We start from the raw sequence: 24,987 nt of genomic DNA on the forward strand, positions 1-24,987 counted from the left end.
AAGGTCTGAGATCTCAATCACCTCCATCAACTTCCTTGATCATTGCGGTAACCGTCTGTAGATGCAAGACCATCTTGCCTGCCTCTTCAACGGGAATCAGGTTCTTAAAGAACTGGTGCAGGTCCTTTTTTAAAACAGGGTAAATGCGGTCCAGCATGTCCAATCCGGTATCGGTAATGGATATTTCCGATTGACGTCTGTTACCCGGACAAACATTTCTCTCTACCAATTTTTTGGTGATAAGCCGGTCCAGCAACCTGGTAAGGTCCGGATTCCGAAAGATCATTCTTTCCCGGATCTGTTTTTGAGACAATGTCCCTGGTGAAGCACCCCTCAGTATCCTCAGTATGTTGTATTGATGGGTGGTGATTTCAAATGAACGGAGAATGGCATTAATATTCTGATCCAATTCAAATCCCGTTTGCATAATGGCCACAACCATCTGCTCCATGATATCAGGATGTTTGAGCATGGTCACAAAATTAGGACAAAATTTATTTGTTTCAAACAATTGTTGTTTACAACAACTATTATTAGATTTGCATCACCAAAACAAAGCTCACGATCATGAAACGTAACACACAACTAATGCTCCTGATTGCATCCACAGCAATCATTGCCTCCTGCGGAGGTTCAAACAAAGACAACGAAACCATGGAAGAAACACAAAACACAACCACCACTGAAGAAGCCACATCCGCACCTGTGACCATAGATGTTCAAAAGTCAATGGTCACCTGGAAAGGGGTCATGCTTGGAGTGAAATATCACGAGGGTACGGTACAACTGAAGGAAGCGTCCCTTACTTTGAATGGCGACCAGGTTGAATCTGGTTCTTTTATTATTGACCTTACGACCATACAACCCACAGATGATAATTACAATCCCAAAGAAGGATACTCCCAGGAAAAGCTGGTTGGTCATTTGTCCAGTGCGGATTTCTTTGATGTTGCCAACCATCCTACGGCTTCTTTCAAAATAAACGAGGGCTCCACAGGTATGCTCACCATCCGCGGAAACACCCATGAGGAAAGCATTACGGATATTAAAGTTGAAAGAAACGATAATATGGTAACCGTATCCGGGAAGGTTGTATTCGACAGACAAAAATATGACGTAAGTTGGGCAAGCCCAATGAAGGACATGGTTCTGAGTGATGAGATCACCATCAATGTGAAATTGACAGGTACCCTGTAAACATTAGTTTTAGGGTCAATCCTAAGAACCCCTTTCAATCCGGAAGGGGTTCTTTTATTTTGGTACGGGTCCAACATCCCAGATCCATTCGGATTCCCAATTCGCCCTGATGGTAATTTTTTCCGGGTAATGAATCATGGGCTCAGGCAAACGTTTCACCCTGTATTCTCCACTATCCCACCGACCATTGCCATTCACATCCATGATAAGTTGCAACTTATATTCTGCCGGAATCACCTTGTCAAATACCACCTTTCCCGAACCGTTTCCCTTCTGCGATCTTATGACTCTGTCCCTGGCATCAACAACCTGTAATATCCAATCTCCCTTTTGATCCTGAATCGTCAACTGCACGGTCATCTTTCCCAGATCTTCAAGACTACCTCCTGTAAATCTGTACCTCAGGGTATCGTTTGTGAAACCCATGATGTCCGTGAATGCACCTGGCATGACTTCCAGCAAGTAAGATGTTCCTTCATGCCATGGTGCGGTTACCGCCATGGTATTTGGCTGTGTCGTATCCTTCTTCACCTCCACCGTCGTCTTTTCCTGAGCATCATTCCACAGGGTGATCAAATCCGGATTCCTGGTTCGGACAGGGTGGCTGCTGGTTATTGAAAGCACATCCCCGGGCATCGGTTTACCGGTCTGTCCGGCTGACAACTGAAGGGGAGTAAAGCGCTCGGACACGGCGAGGGATGATATGGTACTGGTTTTTAACTTAACGGTATCGGTTTCCATTCCTTTGGCTGAAACGCTGATTGTAAGGTGCTCCGCATCCATTTCAGGAAGCCAGTATGACAACGTATCCGTTCCGATCATGCCTGGTATCACCCGCCCCACCGACACTTCTTCATTCATGTTTTGCCAGTTCACATCCGAAACCGGCATATTGAAAATCAACGTGAGGTGACCGGCACGCTTCATGGAAGCCTCCAGCAACCTGGGTTTTTCCGGCGGCTCTGTGAACATGCGAAGTGAAACGGAATGATCCGTGGGTAATACCACCGTGCTATCATAAAACGCGATCCTTTCCGATGGTTGATCAAAAAGGTAATTCCCGTTCCGGTCATCCAATGCGAACAAAATATAATTGCCCTCACGGAGATTGGACAGCGTATACGAACCATCTGCGGCGGTACGGGTAAAATATCTGGGCTTTGACTTGTACGGAAGAGAATCCCCGGTGCCGTTATAAAGCATCACAAGCATCTGTTCCTGCGCATCGCCTTTGTAGGCATCTTTAAGTGTTCCTTTGAGATTCAATGAATCCAATACATCTCCCGTGGAGAAGACATAGGTAAAAGACGATATGGCATTGCCTTCGGTCATATCCCGGATGGCGTCACCGAAATTGAGGGTATATGTAGTGTTGCTTTCCGGTGCGGAGGGAAAATAAATCCACAGCGACTTCTTCTTTACCTTCACCTGGGGCATTGTGGCCAGGGCAGGCGAAACAATGAGTTTCTGTTGAAGGTTGTCCAACCGGATAAATTCGTTGAACTCGATCACCACGGTGCTCGTGTTAAAACGTGTGGCACCATTCTCCGGCTGAGACCCGACCACCTCGGGAGGGGTTTCATCTTTGTCACCACCCGTGGGCGCCACTACATTTGCGCACCCGCATAGCAGACCGATCAACGAAGTGTAATATGCAATTCGGAAAAACAATCAATGAAGGGATTGAATCAACGATGCCACCTGTTCCAGGTAAAGACGGTCGGTATCACTGAAATCGTTCAGTTTATCACTGTCCACATCTATGACCATGATCACATTCCCTGAGTGATCAAAAACGGGAACAACGATCTCACTTAGTGACGCCGTACTACAGGCGATGTGACCCGGAAACGCATTCACATCAGGAACAACAAGTGTTCGCTTTTCCTTCCAGGCAGTACCGCAAACACCCTTACCCTTTCCGATACGCGTGCAGGCAACAGGCCCCTGAAACGGCCCCAGAACCATTACTTCTTTCTCAACGCGATAAACACCAACCCAAAAGAAACCGAAAGTTTCCTTCAAGGCTGCCATGATATTCGAAAGGTTTGCAACCAGGTCGCTTTCCCCTTCCACCAAAGCCTTCAACTGAGGTAAAAGACTTTGATACTTTTCTTCACGGGAAGATGTGTGATCGATAATAAGGGATTCTGCCATATGACAAAGATGCAACATATTTCAGGAAACAACGGACCTTTATATGGCCCTGAAATCATATTATTCAGTAACATTGCAAATATGAGACCCTTCTTATTGGGACTTTGCATGCTGTCCGTTTTGAGCGGATGGTGTGACCCCTCCGATACGTCTCTCGTGGAGACCTATGGTTTTGCTTCGTGGCAAAATCAGGTATTGAATATGGAATGCCTGCACAGCAAAGGATTCACTGGCAAGGGTATCACCATTGCACATTTTGATGACGGTTTCAACGGTATCGACACCCTGGGTGCATTCGGACATGTTTTTCGCGACAGTTTGCTCAAAGGCACCTGGGACTTTGTGTACAACCGACCCATTGAATTTTCAAAAACCGGAACCCATGGCGCCCATACACTATCCGTGATCAGCGCTTACCAGCCGGGCTTTTTTGTAGGAACGGCATATGGTGCCAACATACTTCTTGCGCACACGGAGGACAGCAGATCTGAAACACACCAGGAGGAGATCAACTGGAAGAATGCTGTTTACTGGGCGGACTCCATGGGCGCAGACATCATTACCTCTTCCTTGGGCTACGCCATGTTTGATCAGGGAGAAGTTGATTATACCTTATCAATGCTCAACGGCGACACGGCCATCATTACAAAAGCGGCTGATGAAGCATCATTACGTGGCATACTGGTGGTTGTACCGGCAGGAAACAGCGGCAGGGAAAAGTGGCAGAAGGTTACCTTTCCGGGAGACGCGCACTATGCCCTGACGGTAGGAGCTGTAGATTCAATAGGCAAAGTGGCTGATTTTTCAGGAAGGGGGCCGACCACCGACGGCCGCATAAAACCGGATGTAGCCGCTATGGGTAGAACTGTTTTCTTCCTTCGCACCAATGGAGAAGTAGCCTATGGAAGCGGCACGTCGTTTTCAACCCCGATGATGGCAGGCCTCGCCGCTTGTCTGATGGAAGCACATCCGGAAAGAACGAACACCCAGGTCATCTCGGCGATCAGGCAAAGCGCGAACCAATATGATCAGCCCGACAATGACATAGGCTATGGCATTCCGGATGCGTGTATCGCTGATTCCATTCTCGGTGTAATGGATGATCAGGCGAACGGAAACATTGATTTACGTCCAATTGTCCATGGTACAATCACCTCCCAAATCTCAGCTACGGAAAGCGGCGTTGAAATGCGGTTTGATAAAAATGTCTGGCGAAAAAACAAAAAACAGAGACCTCGGAAAGTGATCATCACCAACCTTCATGAGGAGTTGGTTTACGAGGCACGGAAATTCAAGACCAAAACAAAGGAGAATGAGGTAATCTTCAAAAGTGACTTTACCCTTCAACCAGGCAACTATATATTGAAAGTTTATTACCGGGATGGTCCGGCAGGTATCATAAACATGAGGGTAAAGTGATTCTTTACCAATTATAAATGCCCAGGAATTTTCCGGCAGACACCACCACCACCGCTATCAGAATCCATCGGACAAAAACGGGCCCCCGTTTTACAGCCATCCTTGAAGCAAGCCAGGCCCCGACCATATTTCCTGCGGCAAGGGTAAGTCCGGATACATATTCTACCTGACCATTGTAGATAAAGACCCCGAGGGCCAACGGTGTATAGATAAGCACGATAAGCACCTTGATCGCATTTGCACGAACCAGGTCATAACCTACCCCCAGCACAAGCCCGGCCAGCAAGAATATACCGGTACCTGCCTGAATAAATCCACCATAAAGGCCAATCAGAAACATGATGACAATTTGTATCACCGTGGGTTTACCCTTTATTTGATCTGCCTGTCCCTTGATCCATTTCTCGGGTTTGAACAGAATAACAAATAACATGACGATGAAAATACCTCCGATAATGCGCTCCAGCATTTGCTCATTAAGATCTACGGCAAACAATGCTCCGATCACAGCACCTGCGATGGAAGGAAGTGCCAGAACAAGACCCTGTCTCATATCAAGCACATTTTGTTGGTGAAAACTGCGAACGCCCACCAGACTTTGAAGTAGAATGCCTATCCGGTTAGTCCCGTTTGCCAACCGGATATCCATCCCGCCAAAATACATGAGAACAGGCAATGAGAGAAGTGAACCGCTGCCAGCAAGGGTATTGATGAATCCGCATACCACCCCTGCCAATGCAATCACAAGGGCGTTCGTCCATTCCATCACTATTCTTTCGGGTTTAAGGACACGTTGTCGATCAACCGGACCTTCCCGGCATATGCCGCAATGAATGCCCTTGGATCGGAGGAGTCATTCCAACTATGAATTGGCTGTAAGGTAACACCATCTGCGAACTCCAGGTATTCGAGCTGAATACCGTGATTCGCAAAATATTGGGATGCCGTTGCTTTTAACTCAGCCGGGGTCTTCGTTGCCATTTCGTTCGGCAAGGTATGAAGAAACGCAGGAATGAAGGAAGCATTACGACGGTCTTCGGGGGTAAGCAAAAGATTTCGTGAACTCATGGCCAACCCATCCTTTTCACGCATCGTAGGCACCGGCCTGATGGTAAGATCCGGGAACCTCAGGGCTGCCAAGTGTTTTACAACCATCAATTGTTGGTAATCCTTTTCACCGAAATACGCCTGATGAGGTTGAACCAACGAAAAGAATCTTTCAAGGACCATGGCGACGCCTGAAAAATGCCCCGGACGAAATTGCCCTTCCATCACCCTATCCAATTTACCGAGGTCAGGAACGACCGGTTTAGGGGCATCCGGAGGATATACTTCATCGGGAGCAGGAAGAAATAAAAGGGTGCAACCCGCTTCATCAAGCATCCGAATATCATTTTCAGTGCTTACCGGATATCGATCAAAATCTTTTGGATCGTTGAACTGGGTTGGATTTACGAAGATGGACGCCACCACCACATCATTTTCTCCCAACGCATGCTTAATCAAAGAGATATGCCCTTTATGCAGCGCACCCATGGTTGGAACAAAGCCGATTTTCCTGCCGGCAGTCGAAAAACCTGCAAGTCGCTGACGGAGTGCGTCGGACGAACGAATCACTTCCATGGCCACATTTATCTTATCTCCCATTGTTACAACGTGTTAACCATGATCAAAAGGGGTTTGAGACGTGAGGGCCATTTGAAAATTGCCATAATTTTACTATCTTTGCATACCCAATTAAGCATCTAATTAGCGCTTAACACACTTCAGCAGAAAAGTAAAAATCCGCTTTTTATGGAAAAAACCAAAGTTCTCTTCGTCTCCCAGGAAATTTTCCCTTATCTAAAAGAAACCGAAATGAGCAGCGTTGCCCGGCATTTACCGCAAGGCATCCAGGAAAAGAACAAAGATATAAGAACTTTCATGCCACGTTTCGGATCAATTAATGAACGCAGGCATCAATTGCATGAAGTGATCAGATTGAGTGGAATGAATCTGATCATCGATGAGAGTGACCATCCGCTGATCATCAAGGTAGCTTCCATTCAGGCAGCCCGTATGCAGGTTTACTTCATCGACAACGAAGATTACTTTCAGCGTAAATACACCGTTGCAGATCAAAACAACAAGTTCTTCAAGGACAACGATGAAAGAAGTATTTTCTTCTGTCGGGGTGTTCTTGAAACCGTTAAAAAACTGGGATGGGCGCCTGACATCATTCACTGTCACGGTTGGATGACAAGCTTTTTGCCGCTGTTTCTGAAGAAGGCATTCAATGAAGATCCATTATTCGCCGAATCAAAGGTGGTCTTTTCCGTTTACAATGACGGATTCAAAGACAAATTCAATAAGAAGATCGCGGATAAAGCGCAGTTTGACAGCATTTCCAAGAAAGATCTCAAACACCTTTCCGAGCCAACATATACCAACCTGATTAAAACCGCCGTTGACTATTCCGATGCAGTGATCTTTGGCAGTCCTAAAGTGGACTCTGAGATTGCGTCTTATGTTAAATCATCAGGCACCCCGGCATTGGAATACCAATCAAAAGATACCTATGTAGATGCATACGATACCTTTTATGATGAGGTGGTTTTGGGGGAGCCGGCTTTAATTAGTTGAAATGAATCCTCACGGCCCCAATTTTAAAGTGATTTCTGTTTTGCGGAAGGCGTTCTCGTTTTCCGCAAAATTTTTATTCCTGCTTTTTTTAACGGGTTTCTACGCCTGTAACAAACCCACCCCTATTGGTCTCGAGGTACAGCCTTCCCAGGATCAGATCGGCGTATACGTATCTGATACCAGCACGGTCATGGCCTACACTTTTCGGAATGACTCACTGCGTTCAGACGAGACTTCCCTGGCCTTGCTGGGCAGTTACGTTGATCCTGAATTCGGTAAAGCCGAAGCTTCATTTTACACACAATTAAGGTTGCCTACCGCAAACGTCGACTTCGGGACGAACCCTGTCCTGGACTCCGTAATCTTCACACTCGGATACAAGGGAACCTATTATGGTGACACCAATGCGGTCCAGACCGTCGAAATTTATGAAATGACGGAGGCCATGCACCTGGACAGCAACTACTACTCCAATAGCACATTCCAAACTGATCCCACTCCCATTGGCACCGCTACGTTAAAGTTCACCCCCAATACCGTGGTTGTGCTGGATACCGATACCGCCGATACCCTTGCACCTCATATCAGGATTGCATTGGATCCGGCATTCGGACAGAAGATTCTCGCCGAATCAGGAGGACCAAACCTCGCAGACAACATTGCCTTTCAGGAATTTCTGAAAGGCCTGTACGTAAAAGTAAATAACCCTTCACAATCAACAGGTGATGGTTGCATCGGCTATTTCAATATTATCAATGGTGTTTCCGGAATTGACCTGCACTATTCCAATGATGATGCAGATTCCCTTGTATATCCCATCACCATCGGATCATTTGCCGCGCGATCTAACCACTTCGAACATGACTACACCGGCACCATCGTAGAACAACATATCAATGGGACAGCCCCGGATACAAACCTCCTTTACCTGAGTGCCATGGCAGGCGTAAGTGCCAAAATCGAACTACCTTTTATTGAGAATTGGGCAAACAACCCCAAAAGATCCATCAACAGAGTGGAGCTTGTCATGACGCTGGATAATGGATCGGACGTGACCTTTCCTGCTCCCTTGAAGGTCCAGCTGGTAGGACTTGACTCTGCCGGAGCATGGACCACCCTGGTTGATGATGCTTATAGTTCACAGGTATATCTGGACAGCAGATATTTCGGAGGACCGTTACAGGACGATAACACTTATCATTTTTTGATCACTCTTCACACAAATCGGATCCTCTCCGGAGAAATAAAAAACAACGGTATGGTGCTTGTGGTTTCTGGTAATGCCATTTCCGGATCTCGGCTCATACTAAACGGACCTCAGTCCCCGCTGGCGGGATCCCGAATGAAGTTAAAAGTAACTTATACAGAATTCTGAATCGGATAAATTATGTGTGGAATTGTTGGATACATTGGAAATCGCCAGGCCTACCCGATCCTGATGAAAGGGTTGAAACGCCTGGAATACCGGGGCTATGACAGTGCAGGAATTGCACTGCTCGACAATGGCTTCGAATTGTTCAAATGTAAGGGTAAGGTGGTGGATCTTGAAAAGGTTACCGAAGGAAGGCACACCGAAGGCACCATTGGCATCGGACACACCCGGTGGGCGACGCACGGTGCGCCCAATGACCAGAATGCCCACCCCCATTACAGCCAATCCATGGAGCTGGCCATCATTCACAATGGCATCATTGAAAACTATTCCGCATTAAAAAAGGAACTCGAGAAAAGAGGGTACGAATTCAGAAGTGAGACGGATACCGAAGTATTGATCAACCTCATCGAAGAAATTCGCAAAAACGAGAAGACCGATCTGTTTGAAGCAGTGCGTATCGCACTGAACGAAGTCATAGGAGCCTACGCCATTGTGATTCTTTCAAGCCATGACCCGGATCGTTTAATCGTTGCCAAGAAAGGAAGTCCGCTGGTTATCGGTATCGGAGAAGATGAGTTCTTCGTAGCATCAGATGCGACTCCCATTGTAGAATACACCAAGAACGTCGTGTATCTGGAAGATAACGAGATTGCCCTGATCGAGAGAGGACGTGACCTGGTGCTGAAGAATATCAAAAACGAGGAAAAGACCCCTTATATCCAGGAGCTCGAACTACAACTGGAGATGCTCGAAAAAGGAGGGTATGATCATTTCATGCTCAAGGAAATTTATGAGCAACCCACCTCCATCCGTGACAGCCTGAGAGGACGCGTAAGTGCCGAACAAGGCATTGTGGCGTTGGGTGGAATCAAGGATTATGAACAAAAGATGGCCAATGCGCCGCGTATCATCATAGTTGCATGTGGTACATCATGGCACGCAGGACTGGTCGGCGAATATTTGTTTGAAGACCTCGCACGCATTCCGGTTGAAGTGGAATATGCCTCAGAGTTCAGGTACAGGAACCCCATTATCAATGAGCACGATATCGTCATCGCTATCTCTCAATCCGGTGAAACCGCAGATACGCTTGCTGCCATTGAAATGGCCAAATCAAAAGGTGCAACGATCATCGGCATCTGCAATGTGGTTGGCGCATCAATTCCCAGAGCGACGCATGCCGGCTCTTATACCCATGCTGGACCGGAGATCGGAGTGGCTTCTACCAAGGCATTTACCGCACAGATCACCGTGCTTACCCTGATGGCCCTTTCGCTTGCACATAAAAAAGGGAGCATACAGGAATCCAAGTTCAGACAGATTCTTCACGAACTGGAATTGATCCCTGAAAAGGTGGAAACCATGCTCAAGGCCAATGAACAGGTACAATACATCGCCAATATCTACAAGGATGTTCGCAACTTCCTGTATCTGGGACGTGGCTACACTTTCCCTGTAGCCCTCGAAGGTGCATTGAAACTGAAAGAGATCTCATACATCCACGCTGAAGGTTATCCGGCAGCCGAGATGAAACATGGCCCTATCGCCCTTATTGATGAAGAGATGCCTGTGGTGGTGCTTGCTACCAAAAAAGGCAACTATGAAAAGGTGGTAAGCAACATCCAGGAAGTGAAAGCGCGCAATGGAAAGATCATTGCCGTAGTTACCGAAGGGGATGTCACGGTCAAGGAATTGGCCGATCACGTCATTGAGATACCTGAGACCGAAGAACACCTGGTTCCCTTGATATCAGTGGTGCCACTACAACTTCTGGCTTATCACATTGCCGTAATGCGTGGCTGTAATGTGGACCAACCCAGAAACCTGGCCAAATCGGTAACGGTAGAATAATCCCTGGCCTTTTCCGTTGAGATTGACAAAAAAGTCCGTACTGGTAAACTTTTGTAATCTTAATAAATGAAACAATTACGGTTCTCAGGGGCATTTGCACTGATGGTATTAATTACCTTGCTCTTTCAGGCATGCAGTTCAAACAGGGATGTGATCAGCCGCGGGCCTATCCAAAAAAGGAAATACACCAAAGGTTATCATATCGACTTTGCAGGGAAACGAAAAACCCCGAAACATTACGACGCAGGGCCTTCACCAACAACCACTACCAGGGATGATCAGGCAATTGAACAACCGGGCATCCTAAAACCCACAGAGGAGTTCACTTCTAATGCAATGCCTATTGCGGCTCCTCAAGTTAAACAAAGGATATCAGAGAAAGAATTTAAGTCAAAGTCTAACTACCCAGACGGTCAGACCGATCTCACAAGTAAAAGCACCCGCATTTCACGACCGGCCCGAAAACAACAGTTAACAGAAGACCCTCCCGACAATCGTAAACATGACAGTAAGGATACTGCCTTGTTCGGAATATTTAGCATCAGCTTTGCCACTTTGGGCATCGTTCTCTTTTTTCTTGGTGGGTTCTTTCTGTCTCTTGCATTCTTTGTAGCAGCCATACTCTCAGGTGCACTGGGCCTAAAAAGAAAAGGAAAAGGATTCGCTATTGCTGGATTTGCTTTGGGAATTGCCGGAACAATTTACCTCGTTGTATTTTTTATTCTCATCATATTATCACTTGCCGCATTGGTCAACTGACGGAACAAATTCTCAAACCGCTTACAAGAGGATTTCCCAAAATGATTCAACCAATAAAAAGCCGGATATGTGTATCCGGCTTTTTTGTGAAACATGATTCTGACCATGGTATAGAGAACAATGATTCTTTGGCTACTTACTTTTCTTGTAAAAAATATACTGGGTTTCATCACGATCTCCTACTTTAACCGGCAATGCTGACTGTAGCGTCCATCCCTGGTTAGCAAGATAGTTCAGGATATCCACATCTTCCGTGATCACCGTTACCTTTCCACCCGGTAGCAAAAGCTTAACCGTTCCATTTTCACCATTCTCAAGTACACCCTTCATACTATTTGGGAAATGTTCACCAAAGCCTACGAAAAGTTTACATACCACATTATCACCTTTAATCCTGTACTCCGCTTTCACCAAAAGGTATTCCTTCTTCATCTGTTCACCGGCTGGTATCTGTCCATAGCTATGGACAGCAAACAAAAGAACCATGAAAGGCAAAAGCCTTCGGATCATTGAATATTTAGACATGCGTGCTCATTTGAGTTCCCCAAAAATAAAAAAGGGACCTGAAAGGTCCCTTAATAAAGTTTCTGATGATACTAGAATTTGATATCCAGACCAACCTGAAATACAGCCTTGGCAAGACCTGTCTCAGCATATAAACCGAAATTATCACTGAAAAAATACCTTGCACCCAACGTGGTCTCAAATCCGAACGGGATATATGACTTAAGGCTGGCAGAATTATCATAGTCCGGGTCATTATCATCATACGTGGTGTTACCTGTGCGATAGCCTAATCCAAAGCCCCAGTAAGGATCAAACTTGTCATTGTCTCCAAAGTGAAGGTTCATTCGTGCCAATGCGCTGATATTACTCCACTTGATGGTTTCTTTGTAAAACTCTCCATTGGAGGTGATATGATCCTTATCCGTATATGAAACTTCAGCCCCAATATAAGCTACATTCAGTCCAATACCGATTTTATCATTAACCGCATATTCATATTTAAAGAATAACGGACCGGTTCCTTTGAATTTAAACTCATCATAAGTTGTTTCATAGGTTTTGAAAATAGCTTGAACAAAATTACCGAATCCATAACCAATTTGGATATTACTATTGCCTGTTTCAAAAGCTTGTCCAAATGAAAGCGACATGATACACATCATTCCACTGCTGGCAATTACGCGACGAAGGTTCTTTTTTGAGATCATCTTATTTGAATTTGGTGTAACTAAATTAGTCTGAATCCTTAATTTCTGATACAAACATACTTTAATATCAGGCATATGCATTCACGTACATGCGAAATAACATAATGATAGTGCATCAAACGATAAGTATGGATAAAAGGTTATGGATTTCAACCAACAAAAAAAGCCGGATAATATTACCCGGCTTTTTTTATTCAATCATTTCAATGTCTACTTTGCGGCGGCCAACGTCTGATCCACGGTTTGCAGGCGTTTGTTAACCTCGTCCCAGTTGATCACATTCCAGAATGCCTGGATGTAATCCGGACGACGGTTCTGATAATTCAGGTAGTATGCATGCTCCCATACATCAATTCCAAGGATAGGAGCACCTTTCACTTCGGCAATGTCCATAAGTGGATTATCCTGATTTGCGGTAGAACAAACTTCGAGCTTGCCGCCGGAAACCACCAGCCAGGCCCAGCCCGAACCGAAACGGGTTGCAGCGGCATTGGAAAATTTCTCTTTGAAATTGTCAAAAGAACCGAATGCATTATTGATGGCTGAACCGATTTCTCCGTCCGGATTACCGCCACCCTTCGGCGACATCACCTCCCAGAAAAGGCAGTGATTGTAGAATCCGCCACCGTTGTTGCGGATCGCAGGAGAATGCTTGGAAACGCCCGCCAGAATCTCTTCGATACTGCTGTTTTCCAATGGTGTTCCCTGAATAGCCGCATTCAGATTGGTGGTATAACCGTTGTGATGTTTGCCATGGTGAATTTCCATGGTACGGGCGTCAATATGAGGCTCTAATGCATCAAATGCATAAGGCAATGAAGGTAGTGTAAAAGCCATAACTTAAAATTTATGATTGTATAGTTCAAACATGTTCTGCCAACGAACTTACACATTTCCCTTATCATTTGCACGGATAATGTCCGTCATCTTGTCATCATCCAGGACATTTCTTTACCCGGAAATAGCTTAACGTAAGGCCTATAACTACCTGAAAAAAAGTCCGAAAATTTTGACACAAGCCAAATTTGGTTACATTTGTGGTGGATTGACCTTAAAAGTTGTTATTCATTCTAAAACAGGTGTTACCATGAAAAAGGTTTATTTACTACTAATGTCTGCCGCTATGTTCGGCTTCATGGCTTGCGGTGATGGCGGTCATAAAGAAGAAGGTGCTGAAGAAAACGGTACTGAAGAGCACGGTGGTGAAGCCATGAACAATGGCGATGCTACTGAAGCTCAGGACGCTACAATGCAAGAAGCTGGTGAGATGGTGGAACAAGAAACCGCTCCTGCTGCTGATGCAGCCGGTGAAGGTGAAGCTGCTCCCCAGAACGAAGGAGAAAGCATGGAAGGCGGCGAGTCTATGGAAGAAGGCCAGGAAGGCTAATTCCCAACAATGCTAGAAAAGGGGCTATCCGATCAGATGGCCCTTTTTTTTTTCTCATAACTGAGCGATCACCCCTTCAATTTTTCTGTTCTTTTATGAACGGATTTGACCAAGCAACTACATTGGTTACTTTTATCGCCTAATTCATAATCCGGCACTGTGCATGGCTATTGAGATCAAACCGGTTACTTCTGCAAAGGACATACGTACATTTTCAGAGTTCCCTTACCAGTTATACAAGGACAACGCCTTTTGGGTACCCCCGATCAAGGCAGATGAACGCAAAGCCCTGGATCCGAAACGCAATCCGGCATTCGCATTCTGTGATGCCAAATTCTTCATAGCCCTTCGTAACGGTGAATGTGTGGGAAGGGCCGGCGCCATCATCAATCGCCTGTACAATGAAAAAACCGGGAAGAAGTATGGTAGAATCAACCGTATTGAATTTATTGACGACAAGGAGGTAAGCACCGCATTGGTCCGGGCCTGCGAAGACTATTTCCGCAGCGAAGGCATGGAACTCATCCATGGCCCCCTGGGATTTACCAATCTGGATACCCAGGGATTGCTGATTGAAGGATTTGATCACCTGCCTTCCATCGCATCGGTGTACCATCTTCCCTACTATCAGGAGCATTTCGAACAGCTTGGTTTTGAAAAGGAAAATGACTGGGTTGAGTTTCGCCTCACTCTTAGCGAAGTTGCTGTTAAGAAGGGCATACGCGGCGGGGAAATCGTGAAAAAAAGATATGGGTTCGAGTTGGTGAACTTCAAGTCGAAAAAGGAACTCACCGCCTACGGCAAGCAAATCTTCAGCGTATTCAACGATGCATTCCAGTTCCTGCCATACGTGACACCGCTCAATGACGATATGATCGCATTGTATACTCAGAAATATTTCGGCGTTCTGAATCCGAGGTATATCAAGATCGTGAAGAAGGATGATGAGGTTGTGGGATTCTTTGTGGGACTTCCCTCACTATCCAGGGCCATGCAAAAGGCAAAAGGCAAGCTGTTCCCATTTGGATTTCTGCACGTACTCAAGGCACTGAAAAAACCCGATGTGATCGATATGTTGCTCACCGGTGTCAAGCAGGAACACCAATCATCGGGAGTGGCGGTGATCCTGATCAGTGAATTGCAGAACGAAATGCTCAAGGCAGGCATCAACACCATGGAAACCACAGGAATATTCGATACAAACCAGAACGTGATCTCAAACTGGAAGAACTACGATCACATACAACATAAGAGCAGGCGCTGCTATGTAAAGCAGATCTGACACCGGATATGCACCCATAAAAAAGGCCGGAGAGTTACCTCTCCGGCCTTTGTATTTTATGACTTTTGGATTCCTGCCTTATTCCATGGCAGGATTACCGTCGATATCCAGTTCTTCGATCTGGTATCCCAGTTCCTTCAAAGCCTCCATGTTGCTTTTCTTATCACCTACCACAACAATCACGAGTTTGTCATACGGAAGGTGTTTTTTGGCGAGGGCATCAATGTCACTTTTAGACATCTTTTGAAGAATCTCGTTCTGCTTGGCTACAAAATCCTTGTCCAACTTGTATTCCAGAATCCTGCGAAGGAAGGATGCCTTCTGGGAAGGGGTCTCGTATGCCCTTGCATCGCTTTGGCCAATGGACATTTTTGTGAAGTTCAGCTCCTGTTCCGTTACGCCGTTCTGGGCATAATTGGAAATCTCCATCATGAATTCCTTCACCGAAGCCGCCGTGGCATCCGCACGCACGGCTGCAGATGCAGTAAAAGGACCTACATATTTTGAACCTCCGAAGTATCCCCGGGCGCCGTAGGTATATCCTTTATCTTCCCGCAGGTTCATGTTGATCCGGCTGTTAAACGCACCTCCGAGTGGATAGGCCATGATAAAGCTGCGATAGCGTTCTCCCAGCGCATCATAAGGCATGGCCAGGTAACCGATCCTGATCTCTGACTGAGGAGCACCTTCTTTATCCACCAGATAGATTCTTGTTTTGTCGATAACAGGAATATCTGATTCTTTAGGCACAACCACGCCTTTCTTCTTCTGCTCTTTTAAGAAAGTCAATTGGCCAAGGGCCGTTGCTTTATCCACATCTCCAACAACCACCACCATCGCATGATCGGGAGCCACTACTTTATCGTAGAATGCTTTTACATCCGCCAGCGTCATGGATTCGAGTGACTGCTCTGTTCCGCTGGCTGGTACTGACATCACACCGGAGCGATACAGCAATTTATCATACACGTTGTTGGCAATGGTAGTGGCACTTGTTCCGCGGCTTTTTACCGCCTCCAATTGCTGTTTCTTGATCCGGTCAAAGTCTGCTTCATCAAATTTCGGACTCATCAGCATTTCCCGGGCGATGTCCATGGTCGCCTTGAGGTTCTTCTTCAGAGATAGCACATTCACTGTGAGGTATTCATCGCTGCTACCGATGTTTACCGAGCTACCAAGCAAATCCAGCTTTCTGGTGATCTCTTCCGAAGAACTCTTGGTGGTTGCTTCGTGCAGCATGGAAGCCATCATTTGAGATACGCCTGCTTTATCCACGCTTTCCATCCGGTGACCTGCAGGAATGGATATCTGCACGGATACCACGGGGACTTCATTGTTGGCAGCGCCGATCACCCGGATACCATTTTCAAAATTTTCTGTCCAGAAATCAGGTACCTTGATCACCGGGTTCGGACCGGCGGCCGGGCGCACCGAACGATCGAAAGTATCTTTCCCTTTGTTGTACACCAGGTCTTTGTAATCCGCATCATGATTCGGTGCATCGCCCGAGGTAGGTCGTTTAAAATTGTCCGCAGCAGCTATCATATCTTCCTGCCCTTCGGGGATCACACTCAGGATCACCGCCGGCTTTCCCTTGATGTACTGATTGTAAACCCTCATCACATCTTCCTTGGTCACCTTTCTGTAGCGTTCCAGATCCTTCGAAATGTAGTTCGGGTTTCCGGTGAAGGTCTGATAGGATGCCAGGGTTGAAGCTTTACCGCTAACACTGGTCAGGGAGTTGATGGTTTGTGATTCGTAGTTTGCGATGAACTTCTTGATATCCTCATCATTCACTCCCCTGGTTTCAAATTCGAGAACCGACTCACGTGCCAGTTGTTCCATATCCTTCAGTGAAGTACCAGGATAAGCGTAAACCATAAACGTGAATTCTCCTGCCAGCTCTGTACAGGGATGGCTTACACTCGCATAGCGGGCTTTTTGGGATTTCACAAAGTTCTGGTAGAAGATCGAAGTCTTTCCGCCGCCAAGGATATCGGAAAGCATATCCAGTGGCGCTTCGTCCTCGTGGCGGTTCGGAACGGTAGGCATGGCCATCACCAGCAATGGGAACCTGATCTTATCCACATAAGAGATGTACCGGTTGTTATCGAGTGATATCTTGTCCTTCTTTACCGCCGGAATGGATGGTCCGGAAGGAATAGGCCCGAAATATTTCTGTACCATGGCCAATACGTCCTTGCTGTTAAAGTCGCCTGCAACGGTAAGGGTGGCATTGTTAGGTCCGTACCAGCGAAGGAAGAATTTTTTAAGATCATCCAGATTCGCCCTGTTCAGGTCTTCGATGTAACCGATGGTTGTCCATGAATATCCGTGACCATAGGGATACATGGCCTCACCCATTTTTTCGGAAACGAGACCATACGGACGGTTATCATAATTCTGTCCGCGTTCGTTTTTAACGGTCTCTCTTTGGATTTCAAACTTTTCTTTGGTGACCGCATCCAGGAAATACCCCATCCTGTCGGCCTCAAGCCACAGCATGGTTTCCAGCTGATTGCTCGGGACGGTCTCGAAGTAATTGGTACGGTCCTGGTTGGTGGTACCGTTCATGGTTCCACCTGACTCGGTCACGATCTTAAAATGCTCATCATCCGCCACGTTGTCGGACCCCTGGAACATCATATGTTCGAAAAAGTGAGCGAAGCCGGATTTACCGACATCTTCCCTGGACGAACCCACATGGTAGGTCACATCCACATGCACCACCGGATCAGAATGATCTTCGTGGATCAGCAGGGTAAGTCCGTTACTCAATTGATATTTTTCATAGGGAATGATGATTTCGCTTCCCTTTTTCTCAACTTTCTCTATGAGCCTGGGCCCTGCCTGCTGGCCATTCACAGCAGTTACGGACAGCAAGGCAGCAAGGGCGATGGATGCCTGCAGGGATTTTTTCAGAATAGTGTTCATAATCAAAGATTACTTTGGTTTAAGATAACTGGTATTATGGTCGATCAACGTGGAGAGGGCGGTAAATATATGATTCCGCCCCCTAACAGACAAGATTTTATTAATTTTGCTGCAAACCTATTAAAAGAAAATCGCATGTACCCAGAAGAATTGGTAGCGCCTATGCGCCAGGACCTGACAGAAGTAGGATTTGTTGAACTCAGGACAGCGAATGAAGTGGATGAAGTATTGTCGAACACAGCGGGGACGGTATTGGTTGTGGTGAATTCCGTTTGCGGTTGCGCAGCCGGCATGGCCCGCCCCGGTGTAAAGATGGCACTAACCGGAGGCATCAAACCGGACAAGCTGACCACAGTTTTTGCCGGTCAGGATCAGGAAGCCACCGCCAAGGCACGCAGCTACATGATGCCATATCCTCCGTCTTCGCCTTCCGTGGCCTTGTTCAAGGACGGCAAATTGGTGCACTTCATTGAACGGCACCATATTGAAGGCAGGACGGCTGAAATGATCGCCGAAAATCTAAGCGGAGCATTCCAGGAATTTTGTAAGGCTTAGAAGAACGCTCTTACCTGTGCACTTCCGGTGTGAATGGTTTTCAACGCTCCGGGCTTGCGACCGCTATATTGTAATTCCAGTTGCAGGTTCTTTGCAAGATTCCGCTGCCAGCCGAGTGACCAGGTGAAGTTACGGCCTGTTCGCAGTCCTGAAAGCATCTCAAAACCCAGGGGACTGTTCTGCTCGCCGTTGTACTCAAAGAACACGTAGCTTATCCTGGACATGACGCTTCCCTTATCCGGTACATTAATGGAAGCTTCCACGGCACCTTCCTTCTTGAATGCTTCCTCATCACCGTATTCCACGGCGTTCTGTTTATGTCCAAGGTTCATGATCACAGACCACCGGTTCGAAGGGTTCGGCTGGTAGGTGAATTTGCCTTCCGTCTCCTCTGACCGTATCAGGTAATTGCGTTTCACAAAAAATTCGGAGCGGCTCACTTTGTTTCCGTATCCCCGCATCAGTTGGAAAGTAAATACCTTACTCATGGTCCACCGGCCGGTTGTTTGCCATGTACGGTTACGTGTCCATTCAGGACCGTTGATCAGCAGCGTTCGGTTAAAGGCATCGAGCCACTGCATATCTACCCCGACTTTGCCCTTATTCCTGTTAAACGATACCGTATTCCGCAATCCGGCATTCACACTTACCAAACCGTTCAGTTCCTTCGTATAATTGAACAGGTCGAGTGTAGCTTGTTCCCCGGTCTTTCTCTGCAACCGATAAGAGAATTGATTGGAAAACCGGTCTGCCAGACGCCTGAGTGCCGAAGGCTCCTGTTTGCGACTGGTAGGTTGAATAAACACCGCATGGCTGAATTGCTGGTTATACACCTTTACATATTCCTGTGTTGGTGTAAACACACGGATATACCGGGCCTGATCTGGAAACAGGGCCACTTCAAACTCATCAAGTTCCTTCACCCCATTTCCGTTGTAATCGGTCCAGGAAAAATTTCCCTGCCCGGAAGGTACCTCCAGGTAAATGAATTCTTTTTTCAGCTCCAGGCCACTGGAAGATTCATAAAACAAAGAAGAGCGTAACCAACCGGCCTTGGCTTGGTATCGGTGTTCCAGCCGGATATTAAGCACTTCCTCCGGTTTGATATCCGTTAAGGTCGTATCGATAACTTCAAGTGAACGCCATGCCACACTACCCCGAAACCGGTGGCCAGGTGCCATGATCACGGAAAGGTCCAATCCGGCCTGTTGCGCATGGAAAGCCTGGATGAGATTCCTGCCGGTGGGCTGATCATCATTACGTTCACCATAGTATAATTTATACCCTAGCCTGGTAGAATCCCTGCTGGCAAGATATACCTGCCAGGCATTCCATGAGGCGGACGGGGCAATCAGTGAATCTCCTTTGGTTTGAAGCAACGTATTGTTCTCGCCTTCAACCAATACCCCCAGACGGATCTGACCCCACAAACGTTCAAGTCCGGTATCATATCTTAAAAACCCGGAACGAATGTCAGAACCATTGGCATTCAGCAGACTCACCTTTGCATTTGCACGCCACCTGGATGGTGCCCACCGGAGTGTACATGCATTCCTTATTCCTTTGTAAACCGTATCCCGGAGAAGGGTACGGATATCCCAGGATATCTCAAGTTGCTTCTTATACTGTGCTTGCCACAAAAATCCTCCGAAATGCTGCGATGTGGTATCCGTTAATGCGGACAAGTTCCAGTCCCGCTCGAATTCCACTGTTCTGATGCGTTCAACAGGTTTGAAATAACGATGCTGAAATTCATAACTCAGGGCATGCGATGTTCTCCATTGTCGGGAGGTATCATTCGGCATTCTGCGATCCCAGGAAAGGGATATGGCCGGACCGTGATCATCGTGGGAGTCCAGCGAAGAGAACAGGTTCTGATCCTGTTCGGACCATGCGCCTTCTGCTGTAAATGAAGAACGCCTGGAGAGTTGCTCTGCCCAACGTGCCGTGACCATCCGCCGGTTCTTCGGAGCGATCAGTTGACGCACCGGTTCATAATCTCCCTGCGGAATTCCGGCCTGTGGCATCACCCATTGAAACACCCGACCGTTCGCTGCACTCTTGATCTGTTTATAGTTTCCCTTTCCGGTACCAACATAAGTGAAAGCAAGCCGGTATACAGCCTTGGTGGGATCGGTTGAATAAACATAGACGGTATAACCTGCAGAATCTATTTTGACATACCGCACTTCCGAATCACCAAAACCAACGGAATCCACGGCCGGGCGAACAGCCTTTGTAGGATCATCTCCCGCATCAGACAGCAATTGTTTGTCACCCTGGGACAGATCCTGCTGAAGCGGTTGATTCTTGTTATCCTGTTCTGAATAGACAGACACCTGGAAGTCAGAGGTTCTGCCTTGCCAGCCCGTTCTTGCAAAGATCATAGAACGGGCATAATTACGGTCGGTATACTGAAATTCGAACACCAGGCGGGAATCCTTGGTGATCATACGACGAGCAGTAAAGGTTACCTCCGCTGTATTGTAGTTGATCACATAGTCATTTTCCTGGCCCCGTTCCAGCAACATTCCATTCAGGTAAACCCTTTCCGTACCTGCCAACACTACTATGTAGGTTTCATTTTCCGCCCCCCTGAGCCGGTATGGTCCCTGATTTCCCTCCTGACCCGGAACAATCTGTCTTGCAAATTTCCCCTTGGAAACTGCAACATTTGCAGACACAGAGACCCGCTGACTATCCGCCATGTTGAAAGCCGTTTCATAGCCAAGTCCCTGGTTCCTTTTGTTAAAATGCAGCCAATGGCTCTGTGGTGAGATCAACTGAAAATCACCGGCGATAAGCTTGCTGTCGTGGCTGCTTAATTCGATGTACACCTGATCAAAATCCTGGATGGCTGCTGTGTTGCCGTCCGGTTGAATCGGTATGTTATCATCCGAAATGGCCGCCCGCACTTCCATCTGATCGTTCAGTTTACCAGAGAACTGCAGGTCCATACTGGAATTGACCGATAGGTCCTGATTATTTCCGATCATGATTCCGCGGGTAAGGTTACCAGACCTGGACAGTGATGAAAAACCGAAAAGATCCTGGGTTGGGTTCTTTATTGAGGGTTTATAGGTGAACGGGTTGGACACTTCCGGGCTATGTTGAATCCATTGCTCAGGGACCTTGTTTTGGGCTCTTTCGGAAATCAGGTATGGCAGCGTTCGGTAACGGATCAGCAGGGTATCATTCTTATTCAAACCCTCACGCCACACGGGGTTCAGAAAAATCCGTCCTCTGGCATCATCATGCTGGTAAACGTTGCTATCTACAGGTGTTCCGGAAACGAACAGGTGAACCGAGCCAGGGATCAGGCTCAACGTATCTACACGCACAGTATCGGTCAGTGCAGATGCGGGAATGAAAACCCGTTTTTCATCCACATCCTGCGCCAGTGTAGTGGTTACTGTGCCCACAACCGTCAGGCATAAGATCTTATACTTCCTGTTCAAATGTATGTGCAGGTTACGATGCTAAGATAACGGCTTTAACGTCAATTCATTTCCACCCGGGACAGGAAAGGCCAATGACTTTTGTATACGGGTAAAAAAGTACGTACAGGTATACCCTATGTAAGTTTGGTAGTGTTGATATATTTTTATATTTGTACCTTGATCATCGTGTAAGATTTCTGTTACAAACATGCGAAGAATATGAAAAGAATTGCCTTCTTGTATTTAGTCACCATGGCCGCACTGGCCGGATGCGGGGATCCTGGACCTGAACAGGAACAACAATCCGCCAAAGGTGGTGTAAACTACGGCGGAGTATTCCGCATCAACGAGGAGGAAGATTTTCGTAATCTCTTTCCACTGAACGTTTATGAGATTGTTTCTCATCGCATCGCTAACCAGGTTTATGAGGGATTGATCCTGTTCAATCAGAACGACCTCAGCCTGACTACCGGAGTAGCTGAAAGCTGGGAGGTAAACGATTCTACCAACACCTATACCTTCCATATTCGCAAAGGGGTGATGTTCCATGACGACCCTTGTTTTCCGGAAGGCAAAGGCAGGGAAGTCACAGCCAAAGACTTTGTATATAGCTTTACACGGCTGTGTACTGCCGATCCTATGAATGCAGGTTTCTGGGTATTCCGCGACAGGGTAAAAGGTGCCAATGCCTATTATCAGTCAACTGTAGACGGTTCACCTTTGGCAGAAGGCGTTACCGGTGTGAAAGCGGTAGACGATTATACCCTTCAAATTGAACTTGTAGATACTTACGGCGGATTCCTGAACCTTCTGACCACCCCGTATACCTGGGTATTCCCGAAAGAAGCGCTTGAAAAGTACGGTGATGAAATGCGCATAAAATGCGTGGGCACCGGCCCGTTTAAAGTGAAACAGGTCAAAGAAGGGGATGCCGTTATCCTTGAAAGAAATGACAAATACTGGGGCAAGGACAAACATGGAAATGCATTGCCATATCTCGACGCGGTGAAATTCACTTTTGTGAAGGAAAAGAAATCCGAATTTCTGGAATTCAAGAAGCAAAATCTTGACATGGTGTTCAAGCTTCCCGTAGAGATGATTGATGAGATTCTGGAGGACCTGGAGAACGCCAAAGGCAATCTGGGGTATGACCTTCAGATCAGTCCTGCCATGGGTACACAATACTATGGATTCCTTCAAACAGATAAGGTGTTTAATGATATCAGGGTACGGAAGGCATTCAGCTATGCGATCGACCGCAAAAAGATCATAAACTACACCTTGAGAGGTGAGGGTATCCCGGGAAATTACGGATTCGTACCTCCCATCTTTGACCGTGGCACCAACTCTGCCAAAGCATACAATTCAGAGGGCATTCGGGGTTATGAATACAACCCGGAAAAGGCAAAGCAACTCCTGGCCGAGGCGGGGTATCCGGAAGGAAGGGGTTTTCCACCCGTTACTTTACAACTCAATAGCGGAGGTGCAAGAAACATACAGGTGGCTGAGGTTGTGCAAAACATGCTCGTTGATAATCTCGGAATCAATGTTGAGATGAATGTGATGCCATTTGCCCAGCACCTGGAGAATGTGGAATCCGGGAAAGCCCGCTTCTGGCGTGGTGGATGGTTGTCCGACTTCCCTGAACCGGAAAGCTTCCTGACACTGTTCTCAAGCGCACACGTACCTAACAGCATGGAGGAAAAATCCCTCCTGAATACCTTCCGCTACAGGAGCGCAAGATTTGACAGTCTCTTCAATGCTGCACTGCATACCGTAGACGATAAAGAACGGTACGCGCTTTACCAGAAAGCAGACCAGCAGGTCATGGATGATGCAGTAGTCATGATCATCTACTACGAAGAAAATTACCGTCTTCTGCAACCATATGTGAAGAACTTCCCCATCAACCCGATGGAGTACCGGAAGCTCACGGATGTATATTTCGATATGTCCGCGGATTCAAATAAGAAGACTGCGAAAAAATAATTCCGTTGACCGGACATAAAAAAACCAGCTGTACGTACAGCTGGTTTTTTTATGTCCATGTCTGTGTTCAGGCCATCCCTGTTTCCTTGTAAATATATCGGACCAGCAATCTTTTGGCCATCGGAAGGAATGTTTCATTCTCCGGAATGCTTAGTTCCGATTCGATCGCATATGTAGCTGGATTCGGCAACTCATGCCTATGACGTATCAAATCCTCTTTGATCCCTTCAAACGTATGGTTCAGGGACCGCTTATACTCTGTCAGAAAACGGGTATGCACCGCCCTGTATTTTCCCTCCGGCTCCTCGATAAGTGTCATTTTGTATTCAAAAACCCTGCAACCGGATACAGACGTACCGTCGAGGATGAAATAACCTTCATAAGGATACAAGGGTGTGACACCCACCGGAGAAATGTGCATATGGGACTCTATAAATTCATATATCTTTTTTCCTTCATCAAGATAGTATTCAAACCTGGGCAACGAATACCCGATGATCTCTTCAATCTCCCTGATCAGATCATCATCCTGGATCAACCGCTCGTACATCAATGTCATTTTTTCACTGGAAAAGCTTTTCAGCTTTTTTGGAAAGGACTCATTCATTTGCTGGGTTTGTTCCTTCAGTTCCACCAGGTTTCTGTGATGTTCAATCAGCTCGGCCAGAACCGGGTACAGTTTAACGGCATCGAAATGTGAGCTAACCTCCTGTAAATATGCCAGCAGCAGGTATTTTTTATACTCAAAATCAATCCACTTCTCCGTGATCCAATCTTTATTGAGTTTTTTCATAACACAAGGATGT

The 24,987-nt window shown here is 46.7% G+C and carries 21 protein-coding genes; 10 read left to right on the forward strand and 11 right to left on the reverse strand.

Annotated features, from left to right (window positions below):
- Positions 1–13: 13 nt before the first annotated feature.
- Positions 14–472 (reverse strand): MarR family transcriptional regulator, encoded by a 459-nt coding sequence (locus KDD36_03280; GenBank protein ID MCB0395647.1) that lies wholly within the window; start codon positions 470–472, stop codon positions 14–16.
- A 95-nt stretch (positions 473–567) separates the two neighbouring features.
- Here KDD36_03280 and KDD36_03285 point away from each other — a divergent pair, with 95 nt between their 5' ends.
- Positions 568–1,197 carry a YceI family protein gene (locus KDD36_03285; GenBank protein ID MCB0395648.1) on the forward strand — a complete coding sequence of 210 codons (630 nt, stop codon included), beginning with the start codon at positions 568–570 and terminating at the stop codon, positions 1,195–1,197.
- A 54-nt stretch (positions 1,198–1,251) separates the two neighbouring features.
- On the opposite strand, the gene KDD36_03290 is transcribed toward KDD36_03285, so the two are convergent.
- Both KDD36_03290 and KDD36_03295 read right to left on the reverse strand, forming a co-directional pair.
- Positions 1,252–2,868, reverse strand: coding sequence for an Ig-like domain-containing protein (locus KDD36_03290; GenBank protein ID MCB0395649.1), 1,617 nt, complete (start codon positions 2,866–2,868; stop codon positions 1,252–1,254).
- Entirely contained in the window at positions 2,869–3,354 is a 486-nt protein-coding gene (locus KDD36_03295; GenBank protein ID MCB0395650.1) for a GAF domain-containing protein, read from the reverse strand. It abuts the gene before it with no gap.
- A gap of 81 nt (positions 3,355–3,435) precedes the next feature.
- Between KDD36_03295 and KDD36_03300 the strand changes: the two genes are divergently transcribed.
- Positions 3,436–4,773 (forward strand): S8 family serine peptidase, encoded by a 1,338-nt coding sequence (locus KDD36_03300; protein MCB0395651.1) that lies wholly within the window; start codon positions 3,436–3,438, stop codon positions 4,771–4,773.
- A 4-nt stretch (positions 4,774–4,777) separates the two neighbouring features.
- Here KDD36_03300 and KDD36_03305 read toward each other — a convergent pair whose 3' ends face one another.
- Together KDD36_03305 and KDD36_03310 are read right to left on the reverse strand one after the other, a co-directional pair.
- The gene (locus KDD36_03305; GenBank protein MCB0395652.1) at positions 4,778–5,539 is read right to left on the reverse strand and encodes a sulfite exporter TauE/SafE family protein; all 762 of its coding nucleotides are present in this window, start codon (positions 5,537–5,539) and stop codon (positions 4,778–4,780) included.
- A 2-nt stretch (positions 5,540–5,541) separates the two neighbouring features.
- On the reverse strand, positions 5,542–6,420 hold the full coding sequence (locus KDD36_03310) for a pantoate--beta-alanine ligase (GenBank protein ID MCB0395653.1): 879 nt from the start codon (positions 6,418–6,420) through the stop codon (positions 5,542–5,544).
- Between the two features lie 147 nt (positions 6,421–6,567).
- Between KDD36_03310 and KDD36_03315 the strand changes: the two genes are divergently transcribed.
- The 4 genes from KDD36_03315 to KDD36_03330 all read left to right on the forward strand — a co-directional run bounded on the left by KDD36_03315 (position 6,568) and on the right by KDD36_03330 (position 11,380).
- On the forward strand, positions 6,568–7,395 hold the full coding sequence (locus KDD36_03315; GenBank protein MCB0395654.1) for a glycogen/starch synthase: 828 nt from the start codon (positions 6,568–6,570) through the stop codon (positions 7,393–7,395).
- A gap of 1 nt (position 7,396) precedes the next feature.
- On the forward strand, positions 7,397–8,770 hold the full coding sequence (locus tag KDD36_03320) for a DUF4270 domain-containing protein (GenBank protein MCB0395655.1): 1,374 nt from the start codon (positions 7,397–7,399) through the stop codon (positions 8,768–8,770).
- A 12-nt stretch (positions 8,771–8,782) separates the two neighbouring features.
- Positions 8,783–10,621 (forward strand): glutamine--fructose-6-phosphate transaminase (isomerizing), encoded by a 1,839-nt coding sequence (gene glmS, locus KDD36_03325; GenBank protein ID MCB0395656.1) that lies wholly within the window; start codon positions 8,783–8,785, stop codon positions 10,619–10,621.
- A gap of 66 nt (positions 10,622–10,687) precedes the next feature.
- On the forward strand, positions 10,688–11,380 hold the full coding sequence (locus tag KDD36_03330; protein MCB0395657.1) for a hypothetical protein: 693 nt from the start codon (positions 10,688–10,690) through the stop codon (positions 11,378–11,380).
- 132 nt (positions 11,381–11,512) lie between these two features.
- Here the strand turns inward: KDD36_03330 and KDD36_03335 are convergent, their stop codons facing one another.
- The 3 genes from KDD36_03335 to KDD36_03345 form a co-directional block, all read right to left on the reverse strand.
- Entirely contained in the window at positions 11,513–11,905 is a 393-nt protein-coding gene (locus KDD36_03335) for a hypothetical protein (GenBank protein ID MCB0395658.1), read from the reverse strand.
- 71 nt (positions 11,906–11,976) lie between these two features.
- Positions 11,977–12,669, reverse strand: coding sequence for an outer membrane beta-barrel protein (locus KDD36_03340; GenBank protein ID MCB0395659.1), 693 nt, complete (start codon positions 12,667–12,669; stop codon positions 11,977–11,979).
- A gap of 135 nt (positions 12,670–12,804) precedes the next feature.
- Positions 12,805–13,431, reverse strand: coding sequence for a superoxide dismutase (locus KDD36_03345; GenBank protein ID MCB0395660.1), 627 nt, complete (start codon positions 13,429–13,431; stop codon positions 12,805–12,807).
- Between the two features lie 172 nt (positions 13,432–13,603).
- On the opposite strand from KDD36_03345, the gene KDD36_03350 reads away from it, so the two are divergent.
- Positions 13,604–13,981 carry a hypothetical protein gene (locus KDD36_03350; protein MCB0395661.1) on the forward strand — a complete coding sequence of 126 codons (378 nt, stop codon included), beginning with the start codon at positions 13,604–13,606 and terminating at the stop codon, positions 13,979–13,981.
- Positions 13,982–14,144: 163 nt separating this feature from the next.
- Complete coding sequence (locus KDD36_03355; GenBank protein ID MCB0395662.1) at positions 14,145–15,263, forward strand: hypothetical protein; 1,119 nt, start codon at positions 14,145–14,147, stop codon at positions 15,261–15,263.
- Positions 15,264–15,341: 78 nt separating this feature from the next.
- Here the strand turns inward: KDD36_03355 and KDD36_03360 are convergent, their stop codons facing one another.
- Complete coding sequence (locus KDD36_03360; protein MCB0395663.1) at positions 15,342–18,197, reverse strand: insulinase family protein; 2,856 nt, start codon at positions 18,195–18,197, stop codon at positions 15,342–15,344.
- A 135-nt stretch (positions 18,198–18,332) separates the two neighbouring features.
- On the opposite strand from KDD36_03360, the gene KDD36_03365 reads away from it, so the two are divergent.
- Positions 18,333–18,752, forward strand: a complete 420-nt coding sequence (locus tag KDD36_03365) for a BrxA/BrxB family bacilliredoxin (GenBank protein MCB0395664.1) — start codon at positions 18,333–18,335, stop codon at positions 18,750–18,752.
- Here KDD36_03365 and KDD36_03370 read toward each other — a convergent pair.
- Positions 18,749–22,210, reverse strand: coding sequence for a hypothetical protein (locus tag KDD36_03370; GenBank protein MCB0395665.1), 3,462 nt, complete (start codon positions 22,208–22,210; stop codon positions 18,749–18,751). The two genes, KDD36_03365 and KDD36_03370, sit on opposite strands and share 4 nt — an antisense overlap.
- 201 nt (positions 22,211–22,411) lie before the next feature.
- Here KDD36_03370 and KDD36_03375 point away from each other — a divergent pair, with 201 nt between their 5' ends.
- The gene (locus tag KDD36_03375) at positions 22,412–24,181 is read left to right on the forward strand and encodes an ABC transporter substrate-binding protein (GenBank protein MCB0395666.1); all 1,770 of its coding nucleotides are present in this window, start codon (positions 22,412–22,414) and stop codon (positions 24,179–24,181) included.
- A gap of 67 nt (positions 24,182–24,248) precedes the next feature.
- Here KDD36_03375 and KDD36_03380 read toward each other — a convergent pair whose 3' ends face one another.
- Positions 24,249–24,974, reverse strand: coding sequence for a hypothetical protein (locus KDD36_03380; GenBank protein ID MCB0395667.1), 726 nt, complete (start codon positions 24,972–24,974; stop codon positions 24,249–24,251).
- Positions 24,975–24,987: the final 13 nt, after the last annotated feature.

The organism is Flavobacteriales bacterium (assembly GCA_020435415.1).
Lineage (GTDB): Bacteria > Bacteroidota > Bacteroidia > JACJYZ01 > JACJYZ01 > JACJYZ01.

Coding starts and splice junctions, on each gene's coding strand:
- KDD36_03345 (MCB0395660.1), bottom strand. CDS start 13,431: ATGGCTTTTACACTACCTTCATTGCCTTATGCATTTGATGCATTAGAG.
- KDD36_03320 (MCB0395655.1), top strand. CDS start 7,397: ATGAATCCTCACGGCCCCAATTTTAAAGTGATTTCTGTTTTGCGGAAG.
- KDD36_03285 (MCB0395648.1), top strand. CDS start 568: ATGAAACGTAACACACAACTAATGCTCCTGATTGCATCCACAGCAATC.
- KDD36_03280 (MCB0395647.1), bottom strand. CDS start 472: ATGCTCAAACATCCTGATATCATGGAGCAGATGGTTGTGGCCATTATG.
- KDD36_03365 (MCB0395664.1), top strand. CDS start 18,333: ATGTACCCAGAAGAATTGGTAGCGCCTATGCGCCAGGACCTGACAGAA.
- KDD36_03380 (MCB0395667.1), bottom strand. CDS start 24,974: ATGAAAAAACTCAATAAAGATTGGATCACGGAGAAGTGGATTGATTTT.
- KDD36_03330 (MCB0395657.1), top strand. CDS start 10,688: ATGAAACAATTACGGTTCTCAGGGGCATTTGCACTGATGGTATTAATT.
- KDD36_03305 (MCB0395652.1), bottom strand. CDS start 5,539: ATGGAATGGACGAACGCCCTTGTGATTGCATTGGCAGGGGTGGTATGC.
- KDD36_03315 (MCB0395654.1), top strand. CDS start 6,568: ATGGAAAAAACCAAAGTTCTCTTCGTCTCCCAGGAAATTTTCCCTTAT.
- KDD36_03310 (MCB0395653.1), bottom strand. CDS start 6,420: ATGGGAGATAAGATAAATGTGGCCATGGAAGTGATTCGTTCGTCCGAC.
- KDD36_03355 (MCB0395662.1), top strand. CDS start 14,145: ATGGCTATTGAGATCAAACCGGTTACTTCTGCAAAGGACATACGTACA.
- glmS (MCB0395656.1), top strand. CDS start 8,783: ATGTGTGGAATTGTTGGATACATTGGAAATCGCCAGGCCTACCCGATC.
- KDD36_03340 (MCB0395659.1), bottom strand. CDS start 12,669: ATGCCTGATATTAAAGTATGTTTGTATCAGAAATTAAGGATTCAGACT.
- KDD36_03300 (MCB0395651.1), top strand. CDS start 3,436: ATGAGACCCTTCTTATTGGGACTTTGCATGCTGTCCGTTTTGAGCGGA.
- KDD36_03360 (MCB0395663.1), bottom strand. CDS start 18,197: ATGAACACTATTCTGAAAAAATCCCTGCAGGCATCCATCGCCCTTGCT.
- KDD36_03295 (MCB0395650.1), bottom strand. CDS start 3,354: ATGGCAGAATCCCTTATTATCGATCACACATCTTCCCGTGAAGAAAAG.
- KDD36_03375 (MCB0395666.1), top strand. CDS start 22,412: ATGAAAAGAATTGCCTTCTTGTATTTAGTCACCATGGCCGCACTGGCC.
- KDD36_03335 (MCB0395658.1), bottom strand. CDS start 11,905: ATGTCTAAATATTCAATGATCCGAAGGCTTTTGCCTTTCATGGTTCTT.